22 protein-coding genes are annotated in these 22,555 nt (G+C 64.6%); 8 read left to right on the forward strand and 14 right to left on the reverse strand.

Features of this window, described 5'->3' with window-relative positions:
* Nucleotides 1–25: 25 nt before the first annotated feature.
* The 4 genes from RT614_RS07495 to RT614_RS07510 are packed head-to-tail and all read right to left on the reverse strand — an operon-like array spanning nucleotide 26 to nucleotide 6,119.
* Nucleotides 26–1,201 (reverse strand): hybrid sensor histidine kinase/response regulator, encoded by a 1,176-nt coding sequence (locus RT614_RS07495; protein WP_313621420.1) that lies wholly within the window; start codon nucleotides 1,199–1,201, stop codon nucleotides 26–28.
* 20 nt (nucleotides 1,202–1,221) lie between these two features.
* The gene (locus tag RT614_RS07500) at nucleotides 1,222–1,836 is read right to left on the reverse strand and encodes a chemotaxis protein CheB (RefSeq protein WP_313621421.1); all 615 of its coding nucleotides are present in this window, start codon (nucleotides 1,834–1,836) and stop codon (nucleotides 1,222–1,224) included.
* Nucleotides 1,833–2,672: a CheR family methyltransferase gene (locus RT614_RS07505; RefSeq protein WP_313621423.1), complete on the reverse strand. Its 840-nt coding sequence runs from the start codon at nucleotides 2,670–2,672 to the stop codon at nucleotides 1,833–1,835. Before RT614_RS07505 ends, RT614_RS07500 begins: the two co-directional genes overlap by 4 nt.
* Before the next feature lie 33 nt (nucleotides 2,673–2,705).
* Complete coding sequence (locus tag RT614_RS07510; protein ID WP_313621425.1) at nucleotides 2,706–6,119, reverse strand: response regulator; 3,414 nt, start codon at nucleotides 6,117–6,119, stop codon at nucleotides 2,706–2,708.
* Nucleotides 6,120–6,364: 245 nt separating this feature from the next.
* On the opposite strand from RT614_RS07510, the gene RT614_RS07515 reads away from it, so the two are divergent.
* A complete protein-coding gene (locus RT614_RS07515; protein WP_313621427.1) occupies nucleotides 6,365–6,823 on the forward strand; it encodes a response regulator in 459 nt (152 codons plus the stop codon).
* 85 nt (nucleotides 6,824–6,908) lie between these two features.
* Here RT614_RS07515 and RT614_RS07520 read toward each other — a convergent pair whose 3' ends face one another.
* The 4 genes from RT614_RS07520 to RT614_RS07535 form a co-directional block, all read right to left on the reverse strand.
* A complete protein-coding gene (locus tag RT614_RS07520; protein WP_313621428.1) occupies nucleotides 6,909–7,688 on the reverse strand; it encodes a 1,6-dihydroxycyclohexa-2,4-diene-1-carboxylate dehydrogenase in 780 nt (259 codons plus the stop codon).
* A 12-nt stretch (nucleotides 7,689–7,700) separates the two neighbouring features.
* Entirely contained in the window at nucleotides 7,701–8,999 is a 1,299-nt protein-coding gene (locus RT614_RS07525) for an MFS transporter (RefSeq protein WP_313621570.1), read from the reverse strand.
* A gap of 129 nt (nucleotides 9,000–9,128) precedes the next feature.
* Nucleotides 9,129–10,064: a catechol 1,2-dioxygenase gene (gene catA, locus RT614_RS07530; protein WP_313621430.1), complete on the reverse strand. Its 936-nt coding sequence runs from the start codon at nucleotides 10,062–10,064 to the stop codon at nucleotides 9,129–9,131.
* A gap of 54 nt (nucleotides 10,065–10,118) precedes the next feature.
* Nucleotides 10,119–11,264 (reverse strand): muconate/chloromuconate family cycloisomerase, encoded by a 1,146-nt coding sequence (locus RT614_RS07535; RefSeq protein ID WP_313621431.1) that lies wholly within the window; start codon nucleotides 11,262–11,264, stop codon nucleotides 10,119–10,121.
* Nucleotides 11,265–11,566: 302 nt separating this feature from the next.
* Here RT614_RS07535 and RT614_RS07540 point away from each other — a divergent pair, with 302 nt between their 5' ends.
* The gene (locus tag RT614_RS07540) at nucleotides 11,567–12,238 is read left to right on the forward strand and encodes a lysozyme inhibitor LprI family protein (RefSeq protein WP_313621433.1); all 672 of its coding nucleotides are present in this window, start codon (nucleotides 11,567–11,569) and stop codon (nucleotides 12,236–12,238) included.
* Nucleotides 12,239–12,284: 46 nt separating this feature from the next.
* On the opposite strand, the gene RT614_RS07545 is transcribed toward RT614_RS07540, so the two are convergent.
* Nucleotides 12,285–13,016, reverse strand: coding sequence for a tetratricopeptide repeat protein (locus RT614_RS07545; protein WP_313621434.1), 732 nt, complete (start codon nucleotides 13,014–13,016; stop codon nucleotides 12,285–12,287).
* Between the two features lie 289 nt (nucleotides 13,017–13,305).
* Here RT614_RS07545 and RT614_RS07550 point away from each other — a divergent pair, with 289 nt between their 5' ends.
* The 4 genes from RT614_RS07550 to RT614_RS07565 all read left to right on the forward strand — a co-directional run bounded on the left by RT614_RS07550 (nucleotide 13,306) and on the right by RT614_RS07565 (nucleotide 16,776).
* Nucleotides 13,306–13,758: a hypothetical protein gene (locus RT614_RS07550; protein ID WP_313621436.1), complete on the forward strand. Its 453-nt coding sequence runs from the start codon at nucleotides 13,306–13,308 to the stop codon at nucleotides 13,756–13,758.
* A gap of 174 nt (nucleotides 13,759–13,932) precedes the next feature.
* Entirely contained in the window at nucleotides 13,933–14,796 is an 864-nt protein-coding gene (locus tag RT614_RS07555; protein ID WP_313621438.1) for a hypothetical protein, read from the forward strand.
* 2 nt (nucleotides 14,797–14,798) lie between these two features.
* A complete protein-coding gene (locus tag RT614_RS07560) occupies nucleotides 14,799–16,397 on the forward strand; it encodes a hypothetical protein (RefSeq protein WP_313621440.1) in 1,599 nt (532 codons plus the stop codon).
* A complete protein-coding gene (locus RT614_RS07565) occupies nucleotides 16,357–16,776 on the forward strand; it encodes a VOC family protein (RefSeq protein WP_313621442.1) in 420 nt (139 codons plus the stop codon). Before RT614_RS07560 ends, RT614_RS07565 begins: the two co-directional genes overlap by 41 nt.
* Before the next feature lie 150 nt (nucleotides 16,777–16,926).
* On the opposite strand, the gene RT614_RS07570 is transcribed toward RT614_RS07565, so the two are convergent.
* The 3 genes from RT614_RS07570 to RT614_RS07580 form a co-directional block, all read right to left on the reverse strand.
* Nucleotides 16,927–17,694 (reverse strand): hypothetical protein, encoded by a 768-nt coding sequence (locus RT614_RS07570; RefSeq protein ID WP_313621443.1) that lies wholly within the window; start codon nucleotides 17,692–17,694, stop codon nucleotides 16,927–16,929.
* 46 nt (nucleotides 17,695–17,740) lie between these two features.
* Nucleotides 17,741–19,531, reverse strand: a complete 1,791-nt coding sequence (locus RT614_RS07575) for a patatin-like phospholipase family protein (RefSeq protein ID WP_313621445.1) — start codon at nucleotides 19,529–19,531, stop codon at nucleotides 17,741–17,743.
* Between the two features lie 131 nt (nucleotides 19,532–19,662).
* Nucleotides 19,663–20,424, reverse strand: coding sequence for a peptidoglycan-binding domain-containing protein (locus RT614_RS07580; RefSeq protein WP_313621446.1), 762 nt, complete (start codon nucleotides 20,422–20,424; stop codon nucleotides 19,663–19,665).
* Between the two features lie 223 nt (nucleotides 20,425–20,647).
* Between RT614_RS07580 and RT614_RS07585 the strand changes: the two genes are divergently transcribed.
* Together RT614_RS07585 and RT614_RS07590 are read left to right on the forward strand one after the other, a co-directional pair.
* Nucleotides 20,648–21,133 carry a hypothetical protein gene (locus RT614_RS07585; RefSeq protein WP_313621447.1) on the forward strand — a complete coding sequence of 162 codons (486 nt, stop codon included), beginning with the start codon at nucleotides 20,648–20,650 and terminating at the stop codon, nucleotides 21,131–21,133.
* A complete protein-coding gene (locus RT614_RS07590) occupies nucleotides 21,093–21,527 on the forward strand; it encodes a VOC family protein (RefSeq protein ID WP_313621449.1) in 435 nt (144 codons plus the stop codon). The genes RT614_RS07585 and RT614_RS07590 overlap by 41 nt, the downstream gene beginning before the upstream one ends.
* Before the next feature lie 51 nt (nucleotides 21,528–21,578).
* Here the strand turns inward: RT614_RS07590 and RT614_RS07595 are convergent, their stop codons facing one another.
* Nucleotides 21,579–21,797: a hypothetical protein gene (locus tag RT614_RS07595; protein ID WP_313621450.1), complete on the reverse strand. Its 219-nt coding sequence runs from the start codon at nucleotides 21,795–21,797 to the stop codon at nucleotides 21,579–21,581.
* A gap of 139 nt (nucleotides 21,798–21,936) precedes the next feature.
* Nucleotides 21,937–22,545 (reverse strand): hypothetical protein, encoded by a 609-nt coding sequence (locus tag RT614_RS07600; protein WP_313621451.1) that lies wholly within the window; start codon nucleotides 22,543–22,545, stop codon nucleotides 21,937–21,939.
* Nucleotides 22,546–22,555 lie beyond the last annotated feature (10 nt).

Consider the following 22,555-nt stretch of genomic DNA (forward strand, 5'->3'; position numbering starts at 1 on the left):
CAAGGGGCGGCGCGCCGCCTGCGTTTCAGGCGTCCGGCGCGACGCGCAATGGACTCGCCATCACGGTGGAACTGTCCGGTTTGGCATGCCGGGGCAACTCCACGCGAAAGCTCGTGATGTCGTCGCGCGACTCCGCGCTGATTCGGCCGCCGTGCGAAAGGACGATCTGCTGCGCGATGAAAAGCCCCAGGCCCAGACCATGATGACCGCCCGGGGGACGGGCGCCGCTTCGGAATGGGTTAAACAGGTGGGGGACAAGCTCGGGCGGTATGGTGCCGCCGTTGCTCACCGTGACCACCACCTGGTCTTCGGCCGTGCCGTCCACTTCAACCAGCACGGGAACGCCGCTGCTGCCGTGGTGGCAGGCGTTGCCCACCAGGTTGGCGATGACCTGCGAAATACGCTGGCCATCCCAAAAACCGTTCGAATCGCCGCTGCATAGCGAACCCACCTGGCGCTCCGGAAAGCCCGTGCGCACCTCGTCCAGCGTGCGCTCCACCAGGGTGAGCATGCTGACGGTGGCGGGCGTCAGCGCCAGGCCGCCCGCCTGCCGAATGCGCGTCACGTCCAGCAGGTCCTCGATCAGGCACGACATGCGTTCACCGCTTTGCAACATGCGCTGCGCCAAGCTGGATACGCGCGCATCGTCGCTCTGGCGTTGCATCAGCGTCGCGCCCATGATGATGGCTTGCAGCGGCGTGCGCAGATCATGGCTCAGCACGGCCATGAACATCTCGTTCACGCGCAGCGCCTCGGTGCGCGCTTCCAGTTGCTGCGCCAGCGCGCGCTTGCGCTCGTGCAGTTCGAAAAACACGTTCGCCTTCGTCCGCAGCATGTAGGGATCCACCGGCTTGTACAGGAAGTCGACCGCCCCGCTCTCGTAGCCGCGGAACTGCCAGTTCTGCTCGCGCGAGCCGGCGGTGATGAAGATCAGCGGGATATGGCGCGTGCGCTCGCTGCCACGGATCAGTTCGGCGAGCTCAAAGCCGTTCATGTCCGGCATCTGCACGTCCAGCAGCGCCAGCGCGATGTCGCTATGGTCCAGCAGCAGTTCCAGCGCCTGAGGGCCGGACTGCGCCTTCAGCACCTGCACGCGGTCGCTTGCCAACAGCGCCTCTAGCGCGATCAGGTTCTCCGGAACGTCGTCGACCAGCAGGCACTTGATGCGGTCGTCGGGAAGCGGGGCTGATGTGGGGTTCATAGTGTCAATGCAAGTTGTTATCAGGGCAGCCGCTGGGTGGGCAGCTGCGCGAGAAAGGCGGCGATATCCTCAGGCGTCAACACCTGTGAAGCAGGAACGCGAGCCAGGGCGGCATCCGGCATGGCGCGCATGGCGGCCGTGGCGGGCGCCTGGACCACGGCATGGCCGCCGGCGGCATGGATGGCCGCCAGTCCGTCGGCGCCATCTTCGTTGGCGCCCGAAAGCACCACGCCAAGCAGCCGTTCGCCATAGCAATCGGCGGCGGACTGAAACAGCACGTCGATCGAGGGCCGCGAAAAATTCACGGGCGGGTCGATCGACAGCGCCAGGCGCGGTCCATGATCCACCAGCAGGTGATAGCCCGGCGGCCCGAAATACACGTGCCCGGGCAGGATCGCCTGCTGGTCTTCCGCCTCGAGCACCGGCAGGTCGCAGCGGTAGCCGAATATCTCGACCAGCCGGCTGCGGCGGTCGCAGGGCAGGTGCAGCAGCACGATCACCGATGCCGCCAGGCCGACGGGCAGCGCCGGCAGCAGGACATTCAGAACGTCAATGGCGCCCGACGAACCGCCGACGACGATCGCGTCCCACGGGCCGACGGCCCGCGATTCGGAGACAGGCGCCTGATCGTTCATAGGTCGGCCTTTTTGCGGTAGATGCGGTCCGCCAGCACGAAATCGTCAAAGCCCCCGGCCTGCGCGGAAAAGCGCACGGACTCCTTGGAGCCCAGCCCGAGGAAGCCGCGGTGGACCAACGCGTCGTGGAACAACCCCAACGCCCGGTCCTGCAGGTCGCGCTCGAAATAGATGAGCACGTTGCGGCACGACACCAGATGCACTTCCGCAAACACGCTGTCCGTGGACAGGCTGTGATCCGAGAACACCATGTGCTCGCGCAGCGTCTTGTCGAACACCACGCGGCCATACCGCGCGGTGTAGTAGTCGGACAGCGAAGCGCGGCCGCCGGCCTGCGCATGGTTCGCGGTGAACGCCGCCGCGCGGTCCAGATCGAAGACGCCCTGCTCGGCCGTGCGCAGCGCGTGCGGATTGATATCGGTCGCGTAGATCAGCGCACGGTCCAGCAGGCCTTCTTCATGCAACAGGATCGCCAGCGAATAGGCCTCTTCGCCGGTGCTGCAGCCCGCCACCCACACCTTGATCGACGGATAGGTGCGCAGGATGGGCACCACCTCCTTGCGCAGCGACAGGAAATAGCTGGGGTCACGGAACATGTCGCTGACCTGCACCGTCAGATACTGCAGCAGGTGGGTGAACACCGCCGGTTCGTGCAGCACACGGTCCTGAAGCTGCGACAGCGTCCTGCAGTCGAACTCCGTCAACGCGCTGCGCAGGCGCCGCTTGAGCGAGGCCTGCGCATACTCGCGGAAGTCGTAGTGATACCGGTGATAGATGGCGTCGAGCAGCAGCCGCTGCTCGATTTCGTCGATGTTCACCTGGGTTGTCGTGGGCATGGATCTGAAGGTTGGACGGTTGATGGCGGGTGTCTACTTGCGCATCCAGACGCGCACCAGGGACAGCAGGCGCTCGACGTCCAGCGGCTTGGCGATGTAGTCGTTCGCGCCCGCAGCCAGGCATTTCTCCTGGTCGTCCTTCATGGCCTTCGCGGTCAGCGCAATGATGGGCAGGCGGCGCCAATCGGCGCGCAACCGGATCTCGCGCATGGCCGTATAGCCATCCATCTCGGGCATCATGATGTCCATCAGCACCAGGTCGATGGCCCGATGCCCATCCGCCCCGGCACGCTCCAGGGCCTCCAGCGCCTCGCGCCCGTTGCGCGCGATTTCCACGTGCAGCCCGGTGGGTTCCAGGATGCTCGACAGCGCGAACACATTGCGCACGTCGTCCTCCACCACCAGCACCGTGCGGCCTTCCAGCGCGGTGTCGCGGCTGCGCGCCAGCTCCAGCATCTGGCGCTGCTGCGGCGGCAGATCGGCTTCGACCTGATGCAGGAACAGCGTCACTTCGTCCAGCAGCCGTTCGGGTGAACGCGCGTCCTTGATGATGATCGACTTGGAAAAACGGCGCAGCTTCTGCTCTTCGTCGCCCGACAACGCGCGGCCCGTGTACACGATGACCGGCGGGAACGACACGCTCTCCTGTTCGGCCATTTCGTGCAGCAATTCGTAGCCGCTCATGTCCGGCAGGTTCAAGTCCATCACCACGCAGTCGAAGGTCGTCTCGCGCAGCGATTCAAGCGCGGTCGCGGCATTCGCAGCCAGCACGATCTCGACGTCGTCGCGCGCCAACAATTCGCGCACGCTGTCGCGCTGGCGGTCGTCGTCCTCCACGACCAGCACGCGACGCACGTTCTGCGTGAATTTGGCCTCCAGCCGATGCAGCGCCTGGACCAGCTCGTCTCGCTTGACCGGCTTGAGCGCATAGCCCACCGCGCCGCGACCCAACGCCTCTTGGGAATAATCGGCCACAGAGACGATATGCACCGGAATGTGACGGGTATTCGGATTGCGCTTCAGTTGGTCCAGCACACCCAGGCCCGAGAAATCAGGCAGGTTCATGTCCAGCACGATGGCGTCCGGGCGCCGTTGCGCGGCCAGCATGAGCCCGTCGGTGGCGGTATGGGCCGCCAGGCAGCCAAAGCCCATCTCGTGCGCCAGGTCGGACAGGATGTCCGCAAAGCGTTCATCGTCTTCGATGACGAGGATCGTGCGTCCGTAGTTTTCCGCCGGTTCCGGAGCGGCCTGCGCAAGCGGGGCGGCGGGAGGCGGCTTGACGGATTCCGCGGGCATCGCCGAGATGGGTTCCGCGGGCGTCGAGGGCACGGGCGGTTCGGCGGCGCGTACGCGCGCCACCGGCGCGGCCTGCAGGTCGATCGGCAACAGCAGCGTAAAAACGCTGCCCTGCCCCGGCGTACTGGCCAGGGACAGCGTGCCGCCCAGCAGCTTGGCCAGGTCCCGAGAGATCGACAACCCCAATCCCGTACCGCCATGCTTGCGATGCGTGCTGCCGTCGGCCTGCCGGAAGGCCTCGAAGATCAGTTCGTGCTGGTCCGCCGGGACGCCTATGCCGGTGTCTTGCACGGCAAAGGACACCATCCTGCCCGGCGCGCGAGCCACGCGAAGCGAGACCGAACCACGCTCGGTGAACTTGATGGCGTTCGACAGCAGGTTCTTCAGCACCTGGCCCAGGCGCTGCGAGTCGGTTTGCAGCGATTCCGGCACGTCTCGGGCGACATCCAGGTCGAGCGTCAGGCCCTTTTCGGTGGCCAGCGGCCGCAGGGGCTCCAGCAGGCGCTGCAGCGTCGCGACGACCGGCACCTCCTCGACTTCCACCGTGGCCTGGCCGGCTTCGATCTTGGCCAGGTCCAGGATGTCGTTGATCAGCGCCAGCAGGTCGCGGCCGGCTGCGTGAATGGTCTGCGCGTACTTCACCTGCTCGGGGCTCAGGTTGCCCGGCTTGTTGTCCGACAGCAGTTTCGCCAGGATCAACGTCGAATTCAGCGGCGTGCGCAGTTCGTGACTCATGTTGGCCAGGAACTCGCTCTTGTACTGGCTGGCCTGCGTCAGCAGTCGGGCCTTGTCCGTCAGGGCGCTTTGCACCCGCAACAACTGCTCGGTCTGGGATTCCAGATTGAGATTGGTCTGTTCCAGTTCGGTCTGCTGCAGCTCCATGCGCGCCTGCGATTCCTGCAGGATGCGGCTCTGCTGCTCCAGCTCTTCATTGCTGACGCGCAGTTCTTCCTGCTGAGTCTGCAGCTCTTCCGACTGGCGCTGCGTTTCCGCCAGCAGGGATTCCAGGCGGCTCCGGTCCCGGCCCGCGCGGATCGCGGACGCCAGCATTTCGGACGCCCCTTCGAGCAGCATGCGTTCGGCGTCGCCCACCGGGTGATTGAAGCCCAGCTCGATCACCGCATAGACGCGCTCGTTCTGCATGGCCGGCGCCACGACCAGTTCGGCGGTATTGGAACGGCCCGTAGCCGACGAAACCTCGAAGTGTCCCGCCGGGACATTGCGCACGTGCAACAGCTTGCGGGACGTGGCCGCCTGCCCCGCCAATCCTTGCGCCGGCGGGATCTTCTGCGCCAGCCGTTCGGCCGGCAACGCATAGCCGCCAAACAGTTCCAGGTCGTCGCCGCCATTGACCACATAGCCGGCCCCAACGCTCGCGCCCAGGTAATCGGCCAGGTAGTCCAGCGCCCGCTTGCCGATTTCCTCCAGGCGCAGGTCGCCCCGAAGCCGCAAACCCAGGCCGGACATTCCCGCCGTTACCCAAGCCTGGCGCGCCTTCGCGCGGTATTCGCGAATGGTCATCGCGGCCGAGGCAAGAATCAGGGCCAGCAAGAGCAGTGCTCCGCCCCACGAGTAATAGGTGGACGTGGCAGCCGCCTGCGCCCACGCTTCCCGCTCATCCTCGATCTGGGTCATCTGGCGCGCATACAGGTCGGCGACCAGATCGCGCAGCCGGTCCATGGCGTCTTTGCCCGTATCGGTGCGCACGACGGCCAGCGCGCCTTCCACATCGCCGGCCTTGCGCATCTCGATGGTGTTGTGCAGTTCGGTCAGCTTTTGCTGGGTGATCGCCGCGATATCGTTGGCGATCCGACGCTGCGCGACATCCCGCTCAGCAGCTTCTTTCACCACCCCCAGGCGCTGTTCGATCAGCGGCACCGAGCGCAGGTATGGCTGCAGGTAAGACGGATCGCCCGTCAGCAGGTAGCCTCGCTGGCCGATTTCGGCGTCCTTCAACGCCGAATTGAACAGGTTCAATTGGCGCAACGTCTCGGTGGCCTGGTCCATGGACCCCACAGCCCGGGCACGGGTCTCTGCGGAACGCACGTTGACGAAAGCGATGACAAGGGTGGCCAGGGCCGCCAGCGCAAAGCCGGCCATCAGGGTGCGGGGAAAGCGGAAGCGGCTCGCGGCCTGCGTCGATTTCTGCATGGGGGTCGGTTACCAATTCAGGGGAAACGCGCGACTTGCGCAATGCTGGAGTCCGAAAAATTATAGGGACGGAGAGCTGCCCTGCATATCGTTCGAACTGGTGAACTATACAGGCCCCCGAACCGACCCCAGTTTCTACTGGATACAACTACGACACCACTCCAGGCCGTCCATGCCCTAGGATTCCGCCTTCAAGCGCTGGCGCTTCCTTTCCGGAAAACTGCCGCCGCCACGGCACCGATATCATGAAAAAAATTCTATTGGTCGACGATCAACCCACGCTGGTCGCCCTGATGAGCGAGTTCCTGAGCAGCGAAGGGTATGACGTCACGACCCACACGGACGGCCTGACCGCCCTGCAACAAATGATCGACCTGCGACCGGACCTGGTCATCACCGACTTGTCCATGCCGGGCATGGATGGCCGCGCTTTGCTGACCGCCATGCGGGAAAACGCCTATCTGCACGAGACCCCGGTGCTGGTGCTGAGCGGCCGGCCCGAGCACGAGATCATGGAAGCGTGCGAAGGACGCGCGGTTTTGATGCGCAAACCCGCCAGCCCGGACGACGTCCTTGAAACCGTCCGCCGCCTGACCCGCGAGGCAAAGCCGCAAACCCGCCCGCGCGCCGGCGCGGGCGCGTTGCCCGGTCCGATGAGCCACCTGGGCGCAGCTGTCCAGACGCACGCCGCGCACGCGGCCTAGTCGGGCTGCCCCCTCCTCTGGCGTCACGGGACGATAAAAAGGCCGCTGATTCGCATCAGCGGCCTTTTGCTTTCCAAGGCGACGGTCAGCCCACGTGCCCGCCAGCGACGTACATCACCTGCCCGGTGATGTACGAGGCCTCTGGCGCCGCCAGGAAGCAGATGGCCGCGGCGACCTCATCCATGCTGCCCATGCGGTGCATCGGCGTTCCCGCCAGGCAGTCCGTGTACATCTCGCCCTGCCAGATCCGGTCCTGTTCGGAAGGCTCCGCGGTGTTGCGCGGGATCGCCCGCACGCCGTTGTCCAGGGCGCCCGGGGCCACGCAGTTCACGCGCACGCCGCTTTCGGCCAACTCAAGCGCCATGCAGACGGTGGCTGCATGGACGCCCCCCTTCGACGCGGAGTACGGCACGCGGTAGATGCCGCGCGTGGCGTTGGAGCCAACGTTCACGATGGCGCCCCGGCCCTGCTTGCGCATGACCGGTATCACCTCGCGGCATGACCACAGCGTGGGCCACAGCGACCGGTTCACCTCGCGCTGCATCTCGTCCGGCGTGTATTCCCAGAACGGCTTCATCCAGATCGTGCCGCCCACGTTGTGCACGGCCACGTCGATGGCGCCATGCAGGTCCATCGCGTACTGCACCATGCGCTGCGCGCCCGCGTGCGTTTCCAGGTCGGCATCGATGAACGACGCCTGGCCGCCCTGTTCGCGGATTTCGCGGGCCACGGCTTCGCCCAGTTCGGCGGCGCGGTCCACGACCACCATGGTGGCGCCCTCGGCCGCCAGGCGCTTGGCGGTGGCGCGGCCCACCCCTTGGGCCGCGCCGGTGACCAGCGCGATCTGATTTTCAAAGCGATTCATGCAGGTTCCAGATCAGTGCGCGCGCGAGAGCTCGCCCGGCGCGGGTTGCGACGACTTGTTATCCACGGCCAGCACCGCCAGCAACGCGCCCGCCAGCGGGATGGCCAGCACCATGAAGAAGCCCGAAGGCCCGAACCAGCCCAGGAAGCTGCCGCCGATGGCCGAGCCGATGATGGCGCCGGCGCGGCCGATGCCGATGGACCAGCCTGTCGCCGTGGCGCGCAGCGCCGTCGGATAGGCGCCGACGACCAGATAGTTCAGCGCCAGTTGCTGGCCGCCGATCCCCAGGCCTGCGGCGCCGATCAGGATGAACACCAGGGTCCAGTCCGTGCCCGCATATCCAAGGCCCAACGCCACCGCGATGCCCAGCGCGAACATGGCGATCAGCAGCGAACGCGTCGGCACGCGCGGCATCAGGTACGACAGCGGAAAGGCGCAGATGATGAACACGAGGTTCACGGTGAAGGTGCCCATCGGCGCCTGGTCGGCCGGCAGGCCGGCGGCCTTCAGCACGGTCGGCAGCCACGACAGCAGCATGAACCACGCCACCCAGTTCAGCAGGTACACCGACCAGATCGCCAAGGTCTTGCGGGCATAGCCTTCGGCGAACAGCGCCTTCACGCTGGCGCGGATCGTGGCGTCTTCCGGCACGGTGAAACGCGCGCCGGCCGGCAGCGGCTGGCGCGAGATCTTGGCAAGAATGCGGGCGACGTACCCCTGGCCCGCAGCGTCGCCGCGCATCGCCTTGAATTGCAGCGACTCGGGCAGCAGCAGCGCCAGCGCCACCAGCAGCAACAGCGGCGCCACGCCGCCCACGACGAAAATGCCTTCCCAGCCGATCACGGGCAGCATACGCGCAGCCAACAGCCCGCCCAGCATGGCGCCGGCAGGCAAACCCAGCAGCACGCCGGTGATGACGGTGCCGCGCAGGCGAGCCGGCGCGTATTCGGCGGCCAGCGCCAGGACGATCGGCGTGCAGCCGCCCATGCCCAGGCCCGCAATGAAGCGCAGCGCCAGAATCTGCCACGTCTCGGTGGCCGCCGCGGTCACCAAGGTGGCCAGTCCGAATACCGCCACGCCGATCAGGGCGGCGGGCCGACGGCCGATGCGATCGCCCACCAGGCCCAGCAGCATGGCGCCCACCGTCATGCCGACAATGCCGGCCGTCAGGATCGGCGCGAGCTCGCCGGCCTGCAGTTTGAACGCCGCCAGGATGGCCGGTCCCGTGAATGCCATCGCCTGCGTATCGAAACCGTCGAACAGCGCGATCAGGAAACACAGCGCCAGGACGCGCCATTGGAAGGCGCCCATCCGCTCTTTGTCGATCAGGCTTGGAATGGAAAGCGTTGCCGCCATGAAAGTCTCCCCGGGGCTCCTGTGGAGCCCGTTATCGGTATGGATGTTTGAAGGCGGCGTCGCCTGCCTGCGACGCCGCCTGGATTACGCCTGGGCGGAAGCGCGCAGGCGATTGACGAGCTGGTTGTCCTTGCCTTGCAGCAGGCCCGTGAGCACGAAGTTGAATTCGATCTCTTTGTAGGCGTCCGCCTTCAGGCCCAGTTTCTCGCCGCCCGTCTTGTCGACGACCGGCGGGATCAGCGCTTCGCGCGTGGCATACGCGAAGTCGTCCCAGATGAGGGGATCGCCCTCGATGTTGAACTGCGTCGTCAGCTTGCGGTGTTCGTCGGCGCTGACGAAGAAGTGCACGTGCGCCGGGCGGTTGCCGTGGCGGCCCAGCGCGTCCAGCAGTTGCTGCGTGGCGCCCTGCGGCGGACAGCCATATCCCACGGGCATCAGCGTGCGGAATTCATACTTGCCGTCCGGACCCGTCCTGACGGCGCCGCGCAGGTTGAATTCGGTCTGCGCGCCGGTCGGGTCGAAGTGCGAGTAAAAGCCCTTGGAGTTGGCATGCCAGCACTCGACCAGCGCGTTCGCCAAGGGCGCCCCGGTGGTGTCGCTCACGATGCCGCGAATGACCAGCGGACCCGCGTCGGCATCCGGATTGACGTCGATGCGCGAGACCCCTTCGCGCACCGGCGCGCCCGCCACGTACAGCGGGCCTTCGATGGTGCGCGGCGTGCCGCCTTCCAGGCCGGCGCGCTTGTCTTCTTCATCCATGCGGATGTCCAGGTACTTTTCCAGCCCCAGGCCTGCGGCCAGCAGCGCGGCTTCGCCGTCGCGGCCAAGTTGATTGATGTAGTTCACGCCCGCCCACACCTCGTCGGGCGTGATGTCCAGGTCGTCGATGGCCTTGAACAAGTCGCTCAACAGCCGATTCACGATCTGCTTGAAACGCGGATTGCCGTCGCCGCCCTCGAGGTTGGTGGCGGCCTTCAGCAGGTCCTGCACTTCCTTGTTGTTGAATATGTCGAGGCTCATGTCTGTCTCCAGTGGGTTATTTGTGTGCGGGCCGTGCCGCGGATTCCGTGTTGATCAGTGCTTCTTGTCGGTGACCTTGACCAGCCCGTCGCGGGTGAAGCGCTTGAGCTTGGCGTCGTCCAGTTCGATGCCGAGACCCGGGCCGGCGGGCACGGTCAGTTCGAAGTCGCTGTAGTCCAGCGGCTGCACCAGGATTTCTTCGGTGATCAACAAGGGCCCGAACAGCTCGGTGCCCCATTGCAGGTTGGCGAAGCTGGCGAACAGGTGGGCCGACGCCACCGTGCTGATCGCGCCTTCCAGCATCGTGCCGCCGTAGAGCTCGATGCCCGCCGCGTCGGCGATTGCCGCCACGCGCTGGGCCGCAAAAAGGCCGCCGTTCTGTTCGATCTTGATTGCGAACACGTCGGCGCCGTGCCGGCGCGCGATCTCGAATGCTGTGTCCGGGCCTTGCAGCACCTCGTCGGCCATCAGCGCCACCGGGAACCGGCGCATCAGCCGCGCCAGCGCTTCGGCGCTGGCCACCGGCTGTTCCACCAGCTCGCACCCGGCCGCCGCCAGCGCAGGGATGGCCCACGCCGCCTGCGTCTCGCTCCAGGCCATGTTGACGTCGACCCGCACCGCGCCGCGATCGCCCAGTGCGCTCTTGATGGCGGCCACGTGCTCGATGTCGACCTTGGGATCACGCGCCCCGATCTTCAGCTTGAAAATGCGGTGGCGCCGCGCCTCCAGCATTTTCTCGGCTTCGGCGATGTCGCGTGCGGTGTCGCCGGAAGCCAGCGTCCAGGCCACGGGCAGGCGGTCCCGCCGGCGCCCGCCCAACAACTCGCTGACCGGCACGCCCAGGCGCTTGCCCTGCGCGTCCAGCAGCGCGGTTTCCAGCGCGCTCTTGGCGAAATGGTTCACTTTGACCAACTTGCCCAGATGCGCCATCAACGCCTGGATGCGGGTGGCGTCCTGACCGATCATCGCCGGCGCGAAATAAGCGTCGATGGACAGCTTCATGGCCTCGGGGCTTTCCGGCCCATAGGCCATGCCGGCAATCGTGGTGCCTTCTCCGATCCCCACCACGCCGTCGCTGCAATAAACCTTCACCAGCATCAGCGTCTGCCCGTACATCGTCGCCACGGACAGCTTGTGCGGGCGGATGGTGGGAAGATCGACGAGGGAGGTTTCGACGCGTTCGATGGTGGCTGCGGACATGTGTGGCGGTAGCTGCGGGATGGTCATGGGATGAGTTATATGACCAGGCAAACACCACCGTCCAATACTTTGGAAGTCCGCATAAATACCTCAAGGGTATTAATACCGGTAAATATTCCGCAAAAACAACCATTTTTTTATACTTTTCAGGTTCTTACCCTAATCCGGCCGTGACAGCACGTAATCGTGCGCGCTCCCGCGTGATTCAGCCTTTCTCAAAATAAGGGTCACACCGGTAAACTGCGCTCTCCCGGCGCCGGCAGGCTGGCCGAATCCGTACAAACACTGGAGAGCTTCACACCATGATCCGTCGTCTGGTCCTTGCTACATCGCTGGCCATGGCAGGCAGCGCAATGGCTGCCCCCTCTTTCAATTGCGCCAAGGCCGCAACGCCGGTCGAAAAATCGCTGTGCGGCAATTGGAAGCTCGGTGACCAGGACGCGGCCATCGCGAAGCAATACAAAGCGGTGCGCGGGCAACTCGACGCCGAAGCGGCCAAATCGCTGGCTGACGATCAACGCTATTTCTTGAGCGTGCGCGACAACGCCTATGCCGAGCCCTATGTGCAAAGCACCCCGTTTCAGGCGCTCACCGACACCATGCGTTACCGCCTGGAATTCCTGAAGTCCATCAACCCGCAGCCGGCAGCCGGCTTTGTCGGCAAGTGGAGAAACATCGAAGGTGAAATCGAGATCACGCAAGGCGCCGATGGCCAGTTGCAGGTGGCAGCCAACTCGGCGCAGCCCTACAACGGCCGCTGGGTCTGCGATCTGAGCGGCAAGGCCGTGGTGTCCGGCGATGCCCTGACCGTCACCTATCAGGACGGTCCCCCCTGGACCCTCACGCTGAAGCGCCGCGGCGCCGTGCTGGTGGCTCGCGTAACCCCGCCCCCGGGCGAGAAGGACGTCGGCTTCGGCCCGCCCTTTTGCGGCATGAACGGCAACCTCCACGGGGACTGGTTCGCGGTGCGCTGATCGCCAGCGCCCATCCACGACATCGTTCCAACCCTCCCTGGCGCACTCAGCGCCGGCCGCCCCCACGCGCATTCGGCACGCCCATCCACGGCAGGTCGGGCGTACCCTGCATGGCAGGTACGCCCGGCGTGGGCAGGCCGATGGGACGGCGGCCGATGTCGTACAGCACGGCAACCCATTCGCTCGGATCCGGCGTTTCGCCCATGCGCACGCGCAGGTCCAGCAGGTCCATCGCGGCGCGGCTATGGCCCGCTTCAGCGGCGTCGCGAAACAGATGCTCCGCCGCGTCGAAGTTCCTGGGCACGCCCCGGCCCGTCGCGGTGAGTTCGCCCAGGTAGGTCTGTGCGGGCGCGAAGCCCTCGCTGGCGGCGCGTTGATACCAGCGGGCGGCAGCCGCGTAGTCTCGCGGCGCATGCTCGCCGTTTTCGGCGATCAGGCCCAGCGTGGTCATGGCGACCAGGTCGCCCGCCTCGGCGCGCGCCGCCAACTCTTCGAGACCCGGCTTATCCACATATAGCGCGCCCCGCTCGATCTCGTATTCCCATTCATTCATGCGGGCCTTGACGAGATCGCGATCCGGCGCGGGCGCAGGTCCGTGTCCGGACGGGGACGCGGCGCTGGAAGCCTGGCCAGTGACGGGTCCGGCCTCCGGACCGGTTGTCAGATCGGCCGCGGCCCATGCGCCCGCATGCAAGGTCCACACGCCCGCACTGATCAATACCGCGAGCATCCGCCGTCGTTTCAACCGGCCTGCCGGCTCCTTGGAATTCGTCGTCATGGTGCTCCTTGTCATTCGCACGGATCGGCATGCAGGACGCGCAGCAGCCTGCCGGGATCAGGGCAGCGGCACCTTAGCCGCGCAAATACGGGAAATCAAGCGCGCCGCCGATGCCCTTCACTACGCGCGGCATCGCAAAAGGTTCGATCCATCTGATGCCGCGGGTTTATCATCGGCGGCCTTTTTTATCGCTTTGCGCTTTTTCAGAATTTCTTTCGAACCTTTCTGCGTCCCGTGCGTAGCAAGGGCAAGTCCATTTCAAACTCACCCACAACGGAGCCGTTGATCCATGTCCACCCCCCACACGCTGTCCGCCCTTTATCAAACCGTGGTGCAAAGTGAGCTGGGTTTTGTCGCCCGCATCGACGACGACGGCGACGTGGTGTTTCGCCATCCCGACATGGGCATCATGTACTTCAGCCTGAGCGAATCGGACCCGGAATTCCTGCGGCTGGTCTACCCCAGCTTCATGGAAGCCAACGACCTCCACGTGAGCCGCACCCAGCTGCTGGACATCATCAGCGCGGTCAACAACGGCAGCAAGGCGGTGAAGCTGACCTTGCAGGATGACCAGGAAGGCAAGCCCGGGCGGGTGTCCGCATCGGTGGAGGGCTTTGTGGCGGCCGCCAATACGCCGCCCGACGAGGCGCTGCTGCGCGGCATCATCGCGCGCTGCATTTCGGTCATCCGTCATGGCGTCACCGAACTTGTCAAAGCGTCGGTGGAGCTTCGGAAAAACTAAGTCCGGTCAGCGCCAACGGCACCGGTCGGAATTGAAACAAGCCTGGCCCTGCGCTGTAACTTTGCGATACATTGCAGGGCTTTGGCCGAAATTGCGCCCGGTTGCTCCCCGGCAACCCGCGAAACATTGATGTCGATGCACCCGCTCTTGTCCCGCTCGTTGATCCTCCGCCTGATGACCATGCTGCTCTTGATGGGAGGGCTTTCCGCTTGCGCGGTCAAGACCAATTCCCGCGGCAACCTGGTCTACAGCGTCGATACCGCCGCCTTGTTCGGCACCGAGATCGGGCAATTTCCGTTGCAGGACGGCGGCCAGGGCACGCTGCGCCGCGAAGGCAAGAACTTCTCGGTGAAGCTGTCGGGCAATCAACGCGTGGTGCCCTTGAACAATGCGGAATTGGCCCGCATTGCACGCACCGAAAACATTGGTTCGCGCACGGTCGTCGTCATCGAGACGCAGCGGCGCAATTGCGACTACCGCTACACCGTGCTGGCCATTGAAGGATCCGACGTGCTGTCGTGGGACGTCGGCAACTGCCGCGACCGTCCGGTCGTGCTGGCGCAGGACGATCGCAGCGCCCTGACCTTCGATTTCCCGAAGGGCTCGGCCATCGAGCGCTTCGTCTATACGCAGGACGGCCGCATGCGCCGAGGCAACGTGAAATCGGTGGCGGGCCTGAACCCCCGCGCCAAGCCGTTTGCCGACGAATCGTTGTACCCGCCCGGCTACCAGGACTCGCTGCGCCGGTACGGTGTCTATCCGCCGCCCGCAGCGCCCGCCGCGAAATCGGGCAAGTCCGGCAAATCCGCCAAACCCGCCGCCGCAGGCAAACCCGGCGCCACGACGCAGGCAGGCCGCAATGCCGGTCCCGCGACGGCCGCTCCTGCGAACCCGGGCGCGGCGTCGTCGGCCCGGCCCGATACGACACCCGCGGCTGCCGGCGGACCCAGGGCTTCCGCCAGCGCATCGCGCACGCCGTCCCAACTGGAACTGCCTGACGAGGAAATCACCTCGACCCGAATCGACCTGAGGGACTGAACGTGAGGCAAGCCCAGATTCGCCAGATCCTGTTCCTGATCGTGCTGACGGTGATCTACCTAAGCTTTGAATTGGGATTCAACGCCCGGCTGCTGGACGTGGTGGGCAGCCGCGCCACGCCGCATGACATCGAAGAGCTGGAATTTTTCGGCCGCACGCTGTCCGGCATCGCCGCCGCGCTGGTGGTGCTGCAATTGCTGCTGACGCGCCGTCTTTCCACGGGCGGCCGGCCGTCCTACCTGAAGATCGCCGTTGCCTGCGTCCTGACCGCGCTGCTGGTGTTCAGCGCCATCAAGATGCTGGTCAATGTGCTGGTGGACACGCGCGATGGAGACTTCCGCCGCGTCGCCACCAACTCGGGTTTGCTGCAACGCTCGCTGGTGCAGGGCGACCTGCATCTGGACGGGCTGGTCGACGACGACGTCTATGCGCGGCCCGAGGGCAAGGCCTTCCTGGCCGTGTTCCAGGTGCTGCTGTCCAACATCGACAACCTGGACGAAAAGGTCGAACCCAAGAAGCGCCAGGTCATCCGCACCGACCTGCAACGCCAGATGAAGACCTTCACTTTCGATGACCGCGAGGTGCGCATGACGGCGCCAGGCATACGCGGCTATCACCAGGTGTACACCAGCGTGATGCAGTCCGTCGCCGAGCGATGGAGAAAGTACGCGGGCGTGCCCGTTGCCAACGACATCAACCTGGCGCGCGAGCAGGATCGGGCCTGGGGCGACTACCGCCGCAACTTGTCGCGTCGCGGCTGGACGCCCGAGAACGTGCCGGCGCGCTATCAGGCCCGCGTGGTGCAGGACGTGCGCAAGCGCGTGCCGGTGCCGGGCGATTGGCAGACGCACGACCGCGCCACCTTCAATCAAGCCGTGGCGCAGCAGTATTGGAGGACCATGCGCAGCAAGACGGTGCACGTGGAAGGCGACGCCATACCGCCTGGGCTGCCGTACGAGGACTTCGTGGCGCGCCCCGGCGTGCAGAAGCTGCTGCGCCAGACCTTGATGGTGCCGGCCAACATGCCCGTGGCGCCGAACTACACGGACGCGGCCAGCTTCAAGCGCCTGTACGACAGCATGCTGGACCGCGCCGTCGACGAAGCAATGCCGCGCTTCTCCGCCAGCCTTGCGGACTTTGCACGCGGCGGCCAGCACTATCAGTTGGGCCAGGATGCCGCGCGCGCCGCGATCGTCCCGCCGGTGGCGCTGTTGTTTTCGCTGCTGGGCGCCGTGGGCCACTTCGCCAAACTGCTGTATCTCATCGCCAAACTGATTGTGTGGCTGCGCACGCCCGCCGGCCAGCAACCCGGCCGCACCGCGACGCGCGCGGCGGGGCTGGCGCTGGTGTTGACGCTGGTGTGCGTGTGGACGGCGTTCTCGTTCATGCAGAACGGCATCACGCGCAGCGACCTGTTTCAGCAGATGTCGCGCGCCGACACCAGCCGCGACGACGAGTCATTGGGCGAGGCCATCCGCCGCCGCGTGCTGGCCAACATCGCGCATGTGGTCGTGGTGGGCCAGGCCTATACCTATCCCTTCAATGAAGCCGTGCGCACGCATGTCCTGGGCGGCTTGCGGTTCGGGTATCACGGAAGCTAAAAGACGGCCGGCCAATGGCTCGAGCCGTTGCGTATGGCCGGCGCTGCAATTCGAAGCCTTTTACCTGAGCGCGCTCGCGGCCATTGGCTATGTGCCGCGCAAGGCGCTGGCCACCGGCATGGGCTTCGGGATTGGCGAGCCCGACGACGCCGGCGATCCGGGCGGCGAATTCTGGATCCACCAGGGCACGCCCAGCACCCCACGCGTGCATGTGGCATTTCGCGCGAGGAGCCGTGCCGAGGTCGACGCGTTCCACCGCGCGGCGCTGGACGCCGGCGGCCGCGACAACGGCGCGCCCCGGCTTCGTCCGCAGTACCACCCGAACTATTACGGCGCGTTCGTCCTGGACCCCGATGGCTACAACGTCGAGGCGGTGTGACACGGGGCTGTGTGATTTCAGCGGTATCTCTCTTTACAGAGATACGGGACCAGAATGCGACAGATGTCAATCCGAAAGCGCTTGCCTTGCCATACACGACACCACCAGGATGCTGCAGTGTCACGGTGGCAACCGCCCTCTAGCGCAATGTCACCATGCTCGAATTTGCCAATCGAAAAAAGGCCCCGGTGACTTGAGGTGGGAACCAAGCAAATCCTTATCAATAGGCGAATGACAGTCTGGCGCAACGCTGCCGTTCACCTTTTGACAAAACGTGAACGCGAACGGCCACCCCTTATCGGATTTACGAAAAGGAACGAGCGGCCCGGCCGGTGATTCCCCTTTCCAAGGGATCAGGAGACTGGGGCTGTTCACCCAAGCGCCAATAGCGGCGCGATTCGCCCATTCCTTCACCTGGATGCGGTAGAACGAGTCGATCTGTCTTTCGTCGAAGCCTAAGCTCACCAGTTCACGTTGCACGGCCACCCATTGGAGCGCCGATTCCACGCTGGGTGGTTGGTCATCTCCCTCCTTCCAGGGCAGCATGGGCGCCGAGGGGCGCGGACGCATCAGCTCATGCACGCGCACGTATGCGCCGGTGTGGGCACCAGCCAGGAAGCCAAGTGAAAATACCACCAGACAGACCCCCACGTTGCGATGCGGATGAAGATCGGGAAGGGCCGCAGTCTTGCCGCTCTCGGAGCGATGATCGTCCGCCGGGGGCGCTGGCTCGGGCAGTGTTGAAGCGTCGCTACGGTCTTTCTTCGCCTGCAGCACAGCGAATACAGTTGCCATCAAGCCGAATATCACTGGGATGGCGACGCCGGCCACCGGTGTACTAGATCCACCGCTCATATAGCCGATGGTCAGGCCCACCAAGCCAACCCCGACCACCAACCATGCCGATATCGTTCTCATCTCCCCTCCCTCACCATAAAGGGATGCACGTTCCGCGCCCGTTCGTTCACGATAAAGAGTAAGGCAACTCCTTGGCCTTCAGGTCGTCGGCGATGAGCTTCCTCACCGCCCGCTTCAGCTTCCATCCGAAGAATACAAAGCCTAACTTCGTAAATATATGAGCGCTTAGGCCACGTCGCCGCGCAAGCGCGTTGCCCACGGCCTTTGCTCGACGGTAGGCGGCGCTAACCACCGCATTAAGAGCGATGGGCTGACTCGGCCAGTCGGGCAGGGGCAAAGTTTCGGCCAAGGAGCCGATCAGCGGGATGATGGCGAACTCGTCTCGATTCTCCATCTCCTGGGAATATTTCGCGTTGACCGCGGCGTCACGTGCCATAAACGCGGGGTTCTCGCGCAAGAGTCCGAAGTGAAATCGCAACAACTGCTGGCAGTTTCGTCGCCCAAGGAGGTAGTCGTGCCTGCGATAGCTCTCGTCCAGAAATCCTCCGAAACCCTGTAACGATGCGCTGGCCATTGGCACAGGCGGCGGCAACCAGCCGTCCGGAGCGTTATCGGGTTTACGGCTTGGAGCAAGCAGAAAGCGACTGTACTCGGACGGATGCAAGGCGCGAGCTAGATCGCCAGGGCTGAACTTTGCCTGGCTCTTGAACGCGCCGGCCAGCTTCAGACAGATCGATTCCAGGTCGCCCTTGTGTTTATCATCGCGGTTGCGAAAGTCCAAGATCGGTTGATCGGGGAACGGGTCGACAAGGACCAGCGTGCGCTGAGCCTTGCCTCCGGAGGATTCTATGCGGCCGAGCAAACCGGCTAACTCCGTGCGAGCAAAATCCAAAGGCTCGTTGTTCATGGCGCCACCATCCACCACAAACTCCGCGTAATAGTCCTGCGGCGGCGCGGGCGCCAAGCCGTTAACAGGTTGCGACCAAGCCGGAACGAGCTTGACGTAATTCCCTGCGACGGCGGCGTATCGCCACTCCAAGTCACTCGGGCGGCGAAGTTCTTCGCGCGCACGCAGCCCCACCGGAAATGCGCCGGACGCCAAAGCGGCATTGCCAAGATTGCGCCATCCCGAATCATTCGGTGCGGACTGACTGGTGTCACGCACGTCCAGCACCTCGTCATCGGGTCGTGGACGCCCGCGGTGTCCATACGGGACGTAGAAGCTGTGATAAGTCCGATGGGTGGACATGCGCAGGCCCGTGGAGGCGTGTCCGCGAAAGTTGAGATAGTAGGGAATACCGCGCAGACCGGCCTGCGCAAAAATAAATCGGACACCACCCTCTATGTACGGTCGCACGACCGGCGGTCCCCGATAGCCGAGCGCGTCCTGCGTGATGCGGTCCAGGCTTGTCGAATCAAGCAATGACGCGATGGCCTGACTGGGGGTGTTCAGGTCAAGCCTTTTCAGCAGATGCCCGATATCGATATCCTTGACCCAGGCCTTATAGAACGGGTTTGCCTCCGGCTGTTGCGGCTCGCCGTGCTGGAACCGATACCGCAACGCTGACGCAGCAATGGCGCCTGTCATCGCACCAGCGGACGCTCCGGACACGACTTTTATTTTGACACTATGACTGGGAACGTTATCCGGCTGATCCCGCTTCGCCTGTTCCCAGGCGTCCAGCGCCTCAATAAGAAAGTCGAAGACCCCTGCGGTATACGCTCCTGCCGATATGCCGCCCGCCAAGACCAGCGCGATCTCGAATACGCCGGAAGGTGGTGGAGGCTCTTCCGCCATGTAATCTCGTGACGGATTCGCGAGCGCTTCCAGCTCGGAGTCTGGCTCGATTGCTGCCTTGGATTGTGCGACACGCGCTTCGTTCAGTGTGATCACCATTGACAGCCTCCGACAACGAGTGCAAAGACCCGGGATACGGACACAAGGATGCTGGCTACTGCACAAGCAAAGGGACGGCAGGTTCGCCCAGGGACTCCCTTGGTGAACGTCAATTTGCGGCGCACAAGGCCTCAGAACGATATCGGCACACGCGCGTTCAGCGCAGCTAAGTCCGTACAAAAGTAGCGATCCGCAAGATATTTCGGCTCATAGGATCGAACGTCGTAATGAACCCAAGTGGGAGCCACATTGTCTGGCTCCAGAGACTTCCGATTCTTGGCGGTCCATCCGATCTGGGCGTTTGACAGCTCAACCAGCTTCCCCCGGACCACACGGCACTTAATGAGATCGTCTTGCTTGTTTTCACCGCGCTCGAGCTTGATGTCCAGATCCACCGCTTTCCCGCAGTGATTGGTCGTGTTGCGGTGATGCTGTTGGTTGTCGACTGAACAGCGATAGCCAGAACTGAAGGTGAAGCGGTGCTCCGGCATGTAGAAATGTGCAGCTCGTACCGCCCAGAGCAGCATGCGGTGAATGCCTGGATATTCGTAGAGGTGGAATGCCTCGACCTTTTGATTGCCGAGGTACTTGCCCTTGAAGTTGCCTCGGCCAAACCCCTCGCACTTGCCGCAACGACACTTCAATCGAGAAAAATCGATGGGAAACCGATCCGCGAATTCGTCAATGGCTTTGAGTGTCAGGCTGTCTGCCTCCCCACTGGGCGAGCTCTGTTTCATCACATCGGCTTGGAACTTGGTGACCTGCAATTCAGTGCCAGGTCCGAACTCGCCGTCCGGGAGCGTCCCGCGGAACCCGGCCAGGCGTATTTGAAGTTCCTCGACATCAGCGCCCGACATGCCTTTAGAGAGAAGCCTCTTGCCATAGTCGCTCATCGTCGTCTCCGGGGTCTTGGCGGAGCCAAGGCAAAGGGAAGGTGCAGTCAAGTCAAGAAGCCTGAGCTCGGTGCAGTACCGATTCAGGCCTTCGGCTTTAACACCTGACGTTACGCCCGGCGGATTGCGTCCGCATGCCCAATATGGAGTATGGCCACCCATCGATGTTGGGACCTCCCGGCCAAGTGGGCTGCCGTACGAGGACTTCGTTGCGAGCCCCGGCGTGCAGAAGCTGTTGCGCCAGACCTTGATGGTGCCGGCCAACATGCCTGTGGCGCCGAACTACACGGACGCGGCCAGTTTCAAGCGCCTGTACGACAGCATGCTGGACCGCGCCGTCGACGAAGCGATGCCGCGCTTCTCCGCCAGCCTTGCGGACTTTGCGCACGGCGGCCCGCACTATCAGCTGGGCCAGGATGCCGCGCGCGCCGCGATCGTCCCGCCGGTAGCGCTGGTGTTGACGCTGGTGTGCGTGTGGACGGCGTTTTCGTTCATGCAGAACGGCATCACGCGCAGCGACCTGTTCCAGCAGATGTCGCGCGCCGACACCTGCCGCGACGACGAGTCATTGGGCGAGGCCATGCGCCGCCGCGTGCTGGCCAACATCGCGCATGTGGTCGTGGTGGGCCAGGCCTATACCTATCCCTTCAATGAAGCCGTGCGCACGCATGTCCTGGGCGGCTTGCGGTTCGGGTATCACGGAAGCTAAAAGACGGCCGGCCAATGGCTCGAGCCGTTGCGTATGGCCGGCGCTGCAATTCGAAGCCTTTTACCTGAGCGCGCTCGCGGCCATTGGCTATGTGCCGCGCAAGGCGCTGGCCACCGGCATGGGCTTCGGGATTGGCGAGCCCGACGACGCCGGCGATCCGGGCGGCGAATTCTGGATCCACCAGGGCACGCCCAGCACCCCACGCGTGCATGTGGCATTTCGCGCGAGGAGCCGTGCCGAGGTCGACGCGTTCCACCGCGCGGCGCTGGACGACGGCGGCCGCGACAACGGCGCGCCGGGCCTGCGCCCGCAATACCACCCGAACTATTACGGCGCGTTCGTCCTGGACCCCGACGGGTACAACGTGGAAGCGGTGTATCACCGCGCCGTCTGACCGAGGTCCGTAGCGCGGCAGCCAATGTTCGGCCGTAGCGCAACGGCCGATCTACGAAGAAACGCCGTCGTCCTCGCGTCGTTCAGCCTCTTCCTGCGCCTGCACGTTCTCCAGCCTGACCCGGCTGGTGCTGCCATGCGTGGCGGCGCACTGGCCAGGATCGGCGCTGCCTTTCACGCACTCGGCAAACGCCAGCGCGGCGTCCACCGTGGCGAAGTGATAGGCATGGCCATCCGCAAACGCAACTTTTCCTTCGACCGAGCAATCCATGGTGCCTCCCGTGAATGGAAGGCACATCCTATCCCGGGTGGCGGCCTGCGTCACGTGGCGCTGGTCGAGCACAGCGCCAAAATCGCCGTCGCACGCGACACGACAGTGGGCGTGAGCCAACCATCCAGAACCGCGCCAGTCACCCCCGCCGGCCGAACAGCATCGCCAATCCGAACAGCGCCCCCAGGCCGCCGACGACGGCCAACGAGATCGAAGGCTCGCGCAGGTTCAGCGCCATGATCGCCGAACCCGCCCCGAGCGCGGTGATCACCAAGCCCACCAGGCGCCCCGCCGTGGAACCATAGAAATGCGTGCGGCGCGCCGCCTGCGTGCCGGCCGGCTGTCGCTTTTGCCAAGCCGCCAGCGCCTGCTCGAACTCGCGCAACAACCGTTCACGCCGGGGCAGGTCCGCCGCGGCGACCAGCAAGGTCGGCAGGCCGGGGCGTACCAGCTTCAGGTAATCGTCCGTGCCCCAGCTGGACAGGTCGGCAAAGGCGACGGGAGAGCGGCGTGAAAACTCCAACCCGTCAGGCGTCACGGTGACGGAATTGCGCGTGGGAAAGCCCCTGAACGCCACCAGCGGCGGCACGAGCAACCCCAGCACCGCCAGCACGGCCGCCAGGCCGATCGGCCCGCGGTTGAACACCACCAGCATGAAACTGCCCACCGCCAAGGCGAAGGCCAACGGCACCGACAACTGGTGCCATCGGGTATAGACCGACGCCTGGATTCCTTCGTTGCTAGTCATGCTGTAGCCC

This window comes from Achromobacter sp., from assembly GCF_032102605.1.
GTDB lineage: Bacteria > Pseudomonadota > Gammaproteobacteria > Burkholderiales > Burkholderiaceae_B > Achromobacter.

Excerpts from the sequence above, each read along its gene's own strand:
- RT614_RS07495 (WP_313621420.1), bottom strand. The coding sequence starts at position 1,201 with ATGAACCCCACATCAGCCCCGCTTCCCGACGACCGCATCAAGTGCCTG.
- RT614_RS07500 (WP_313621421.1), bottom strand. The coding sequence starts at position 1,836 with ATGAACGATCAGGCGCCTGTCTCCGAATCGCGGGCCGTCGGCCCGTGG.
- RT614_RS07505 (WP_313621423.1), bottom strand. The coding sequence starts at position 2,672 with ATGCCCACGACAACCCAGGTGAACATCGACGAAATCGAGCAGCGGCTG.
- RT614_RS07510 (WP_313621425.1), bottom strand. The coding sequence starts at position 6,119 with ATGCAGAAATCGACGCAGGCCGCGAGCCGCTTCCGCTTTCCCCGCACC.
- RT614_RS07515 (WP_313621427.1), top strand. The coding sequence starts at position 6,365 with ATGAAAAAAATTCTATTGGTCGACGATCAACCCACGCTGGTCGCCCTG.
- RT614_RS07520 (WP_313621428.1), bottom strand. The coding sequence starts at position 7,688 with ATGAATCGCTTTGAAAATCAGATCGCGCTGGTCACCGGCGCGGCCCAA.
- RT614_RS07525 (WP_313621570.1), bottom strand. The coding sequence starts at position 8,999 with ATGGGCGCCTTCCAATGGCGCGTCCTGGCGCTGTGTTTCCTGATCGCG.
- catA (WP_313621430.1), bottom strand. The coding sequence starts at position 10,064 with ATGAGCCTCGACATATTCAACAACAAGGAAGTGCAGGACCTGCTGAAG.
- RT614_RS07535 (WP_313621431.1), bottom strand. The coding sequence starts at position 11,264 with ATGTCCGCAGCCACCATCGAACGCGTCGAAACCTCCCTCGTCGATCTT.
- RT614_RS07540 (WP_313621433.1), top strand. The coding sequence starts at position 11,567 with ATGATCCGTCGTCTGGTCCTTGCTACATCGCTGGCCATGGCAGGCAGC.
- RT614_RS07545 (WP_313621434.1), bottom strand. The coding sequence starts at position 13,016 with ATGACGACGAATTCCAAGGAGCCGGCAGGCCGGTTGAAACGACGGCGG.
- RT614_RS07550 (WP_313621436.1), top strand. The coding sequence starts at position 13,306 with ATGTCCACCCCCCACACGCTGTCCGCCCTTTATCAAACCGTGGTGCAA.
- RT614_RS07555 (WP_313621438.1), top strand. The coding sequence starts at position 13,933 with ATGACCATGCTGCTCTTGATGGGAGGGCTTTCCGCTTGCGCGGTCAAG.
- RT614_RS07565 (WP_313621442.1), top strand. The coding sequence starts at position 16,357 with ATGTCCTGGGCGGCTTGCGGTTCGGGTATCACGGAAGCTAAAAGACGG.
- RT614_RS07570 (WP_313621443.1), bottom strand. The coding sequence starts at position 17,694 with ATGAGAACGATATCGGCATGGTTGGTGGTCGGGGTTGGCTTGGTGGGC.
- RT614_RS07575 (WP_313621445.1), bottom strand. The coding sequence starts at position 19,531 with ATGGTGATCACACTGAACGAAGCGCGTGTCGCACAATCCAAGGCAGCA.
- RT614_RS07580 (WP_313621446.1), bottom strand. The coding sequence starts at position 20,424 with ATGAGCGACTATGGCAAGAGGCTTCTCTCTAAAGGCATGTCGGGCGCT.
- RT614_RS07590 (WP_313621449.1), top strand. The coding sequence starts at position 21,093 with ATGTCCTGGGCGGCTTGCGGTTCGGGTATCACGGAAGCTAAAAGACGG.
- RT614_RS07595 (WP_313621450.1), bottom strand. The coding sequence starts at position 21,797 with ATGGATTGCTCGGTCGAAGGAAAAGTTGCGTTTGCGGATGGCCATGCC.
- RT614_RS07600 (WP_313621451.1), bottom strand. The coding sequence starts at position 22,545 with ATGACTAGCAACGAAGGAATCCAGGCGTCGGTCTATACCCGATGGCAC.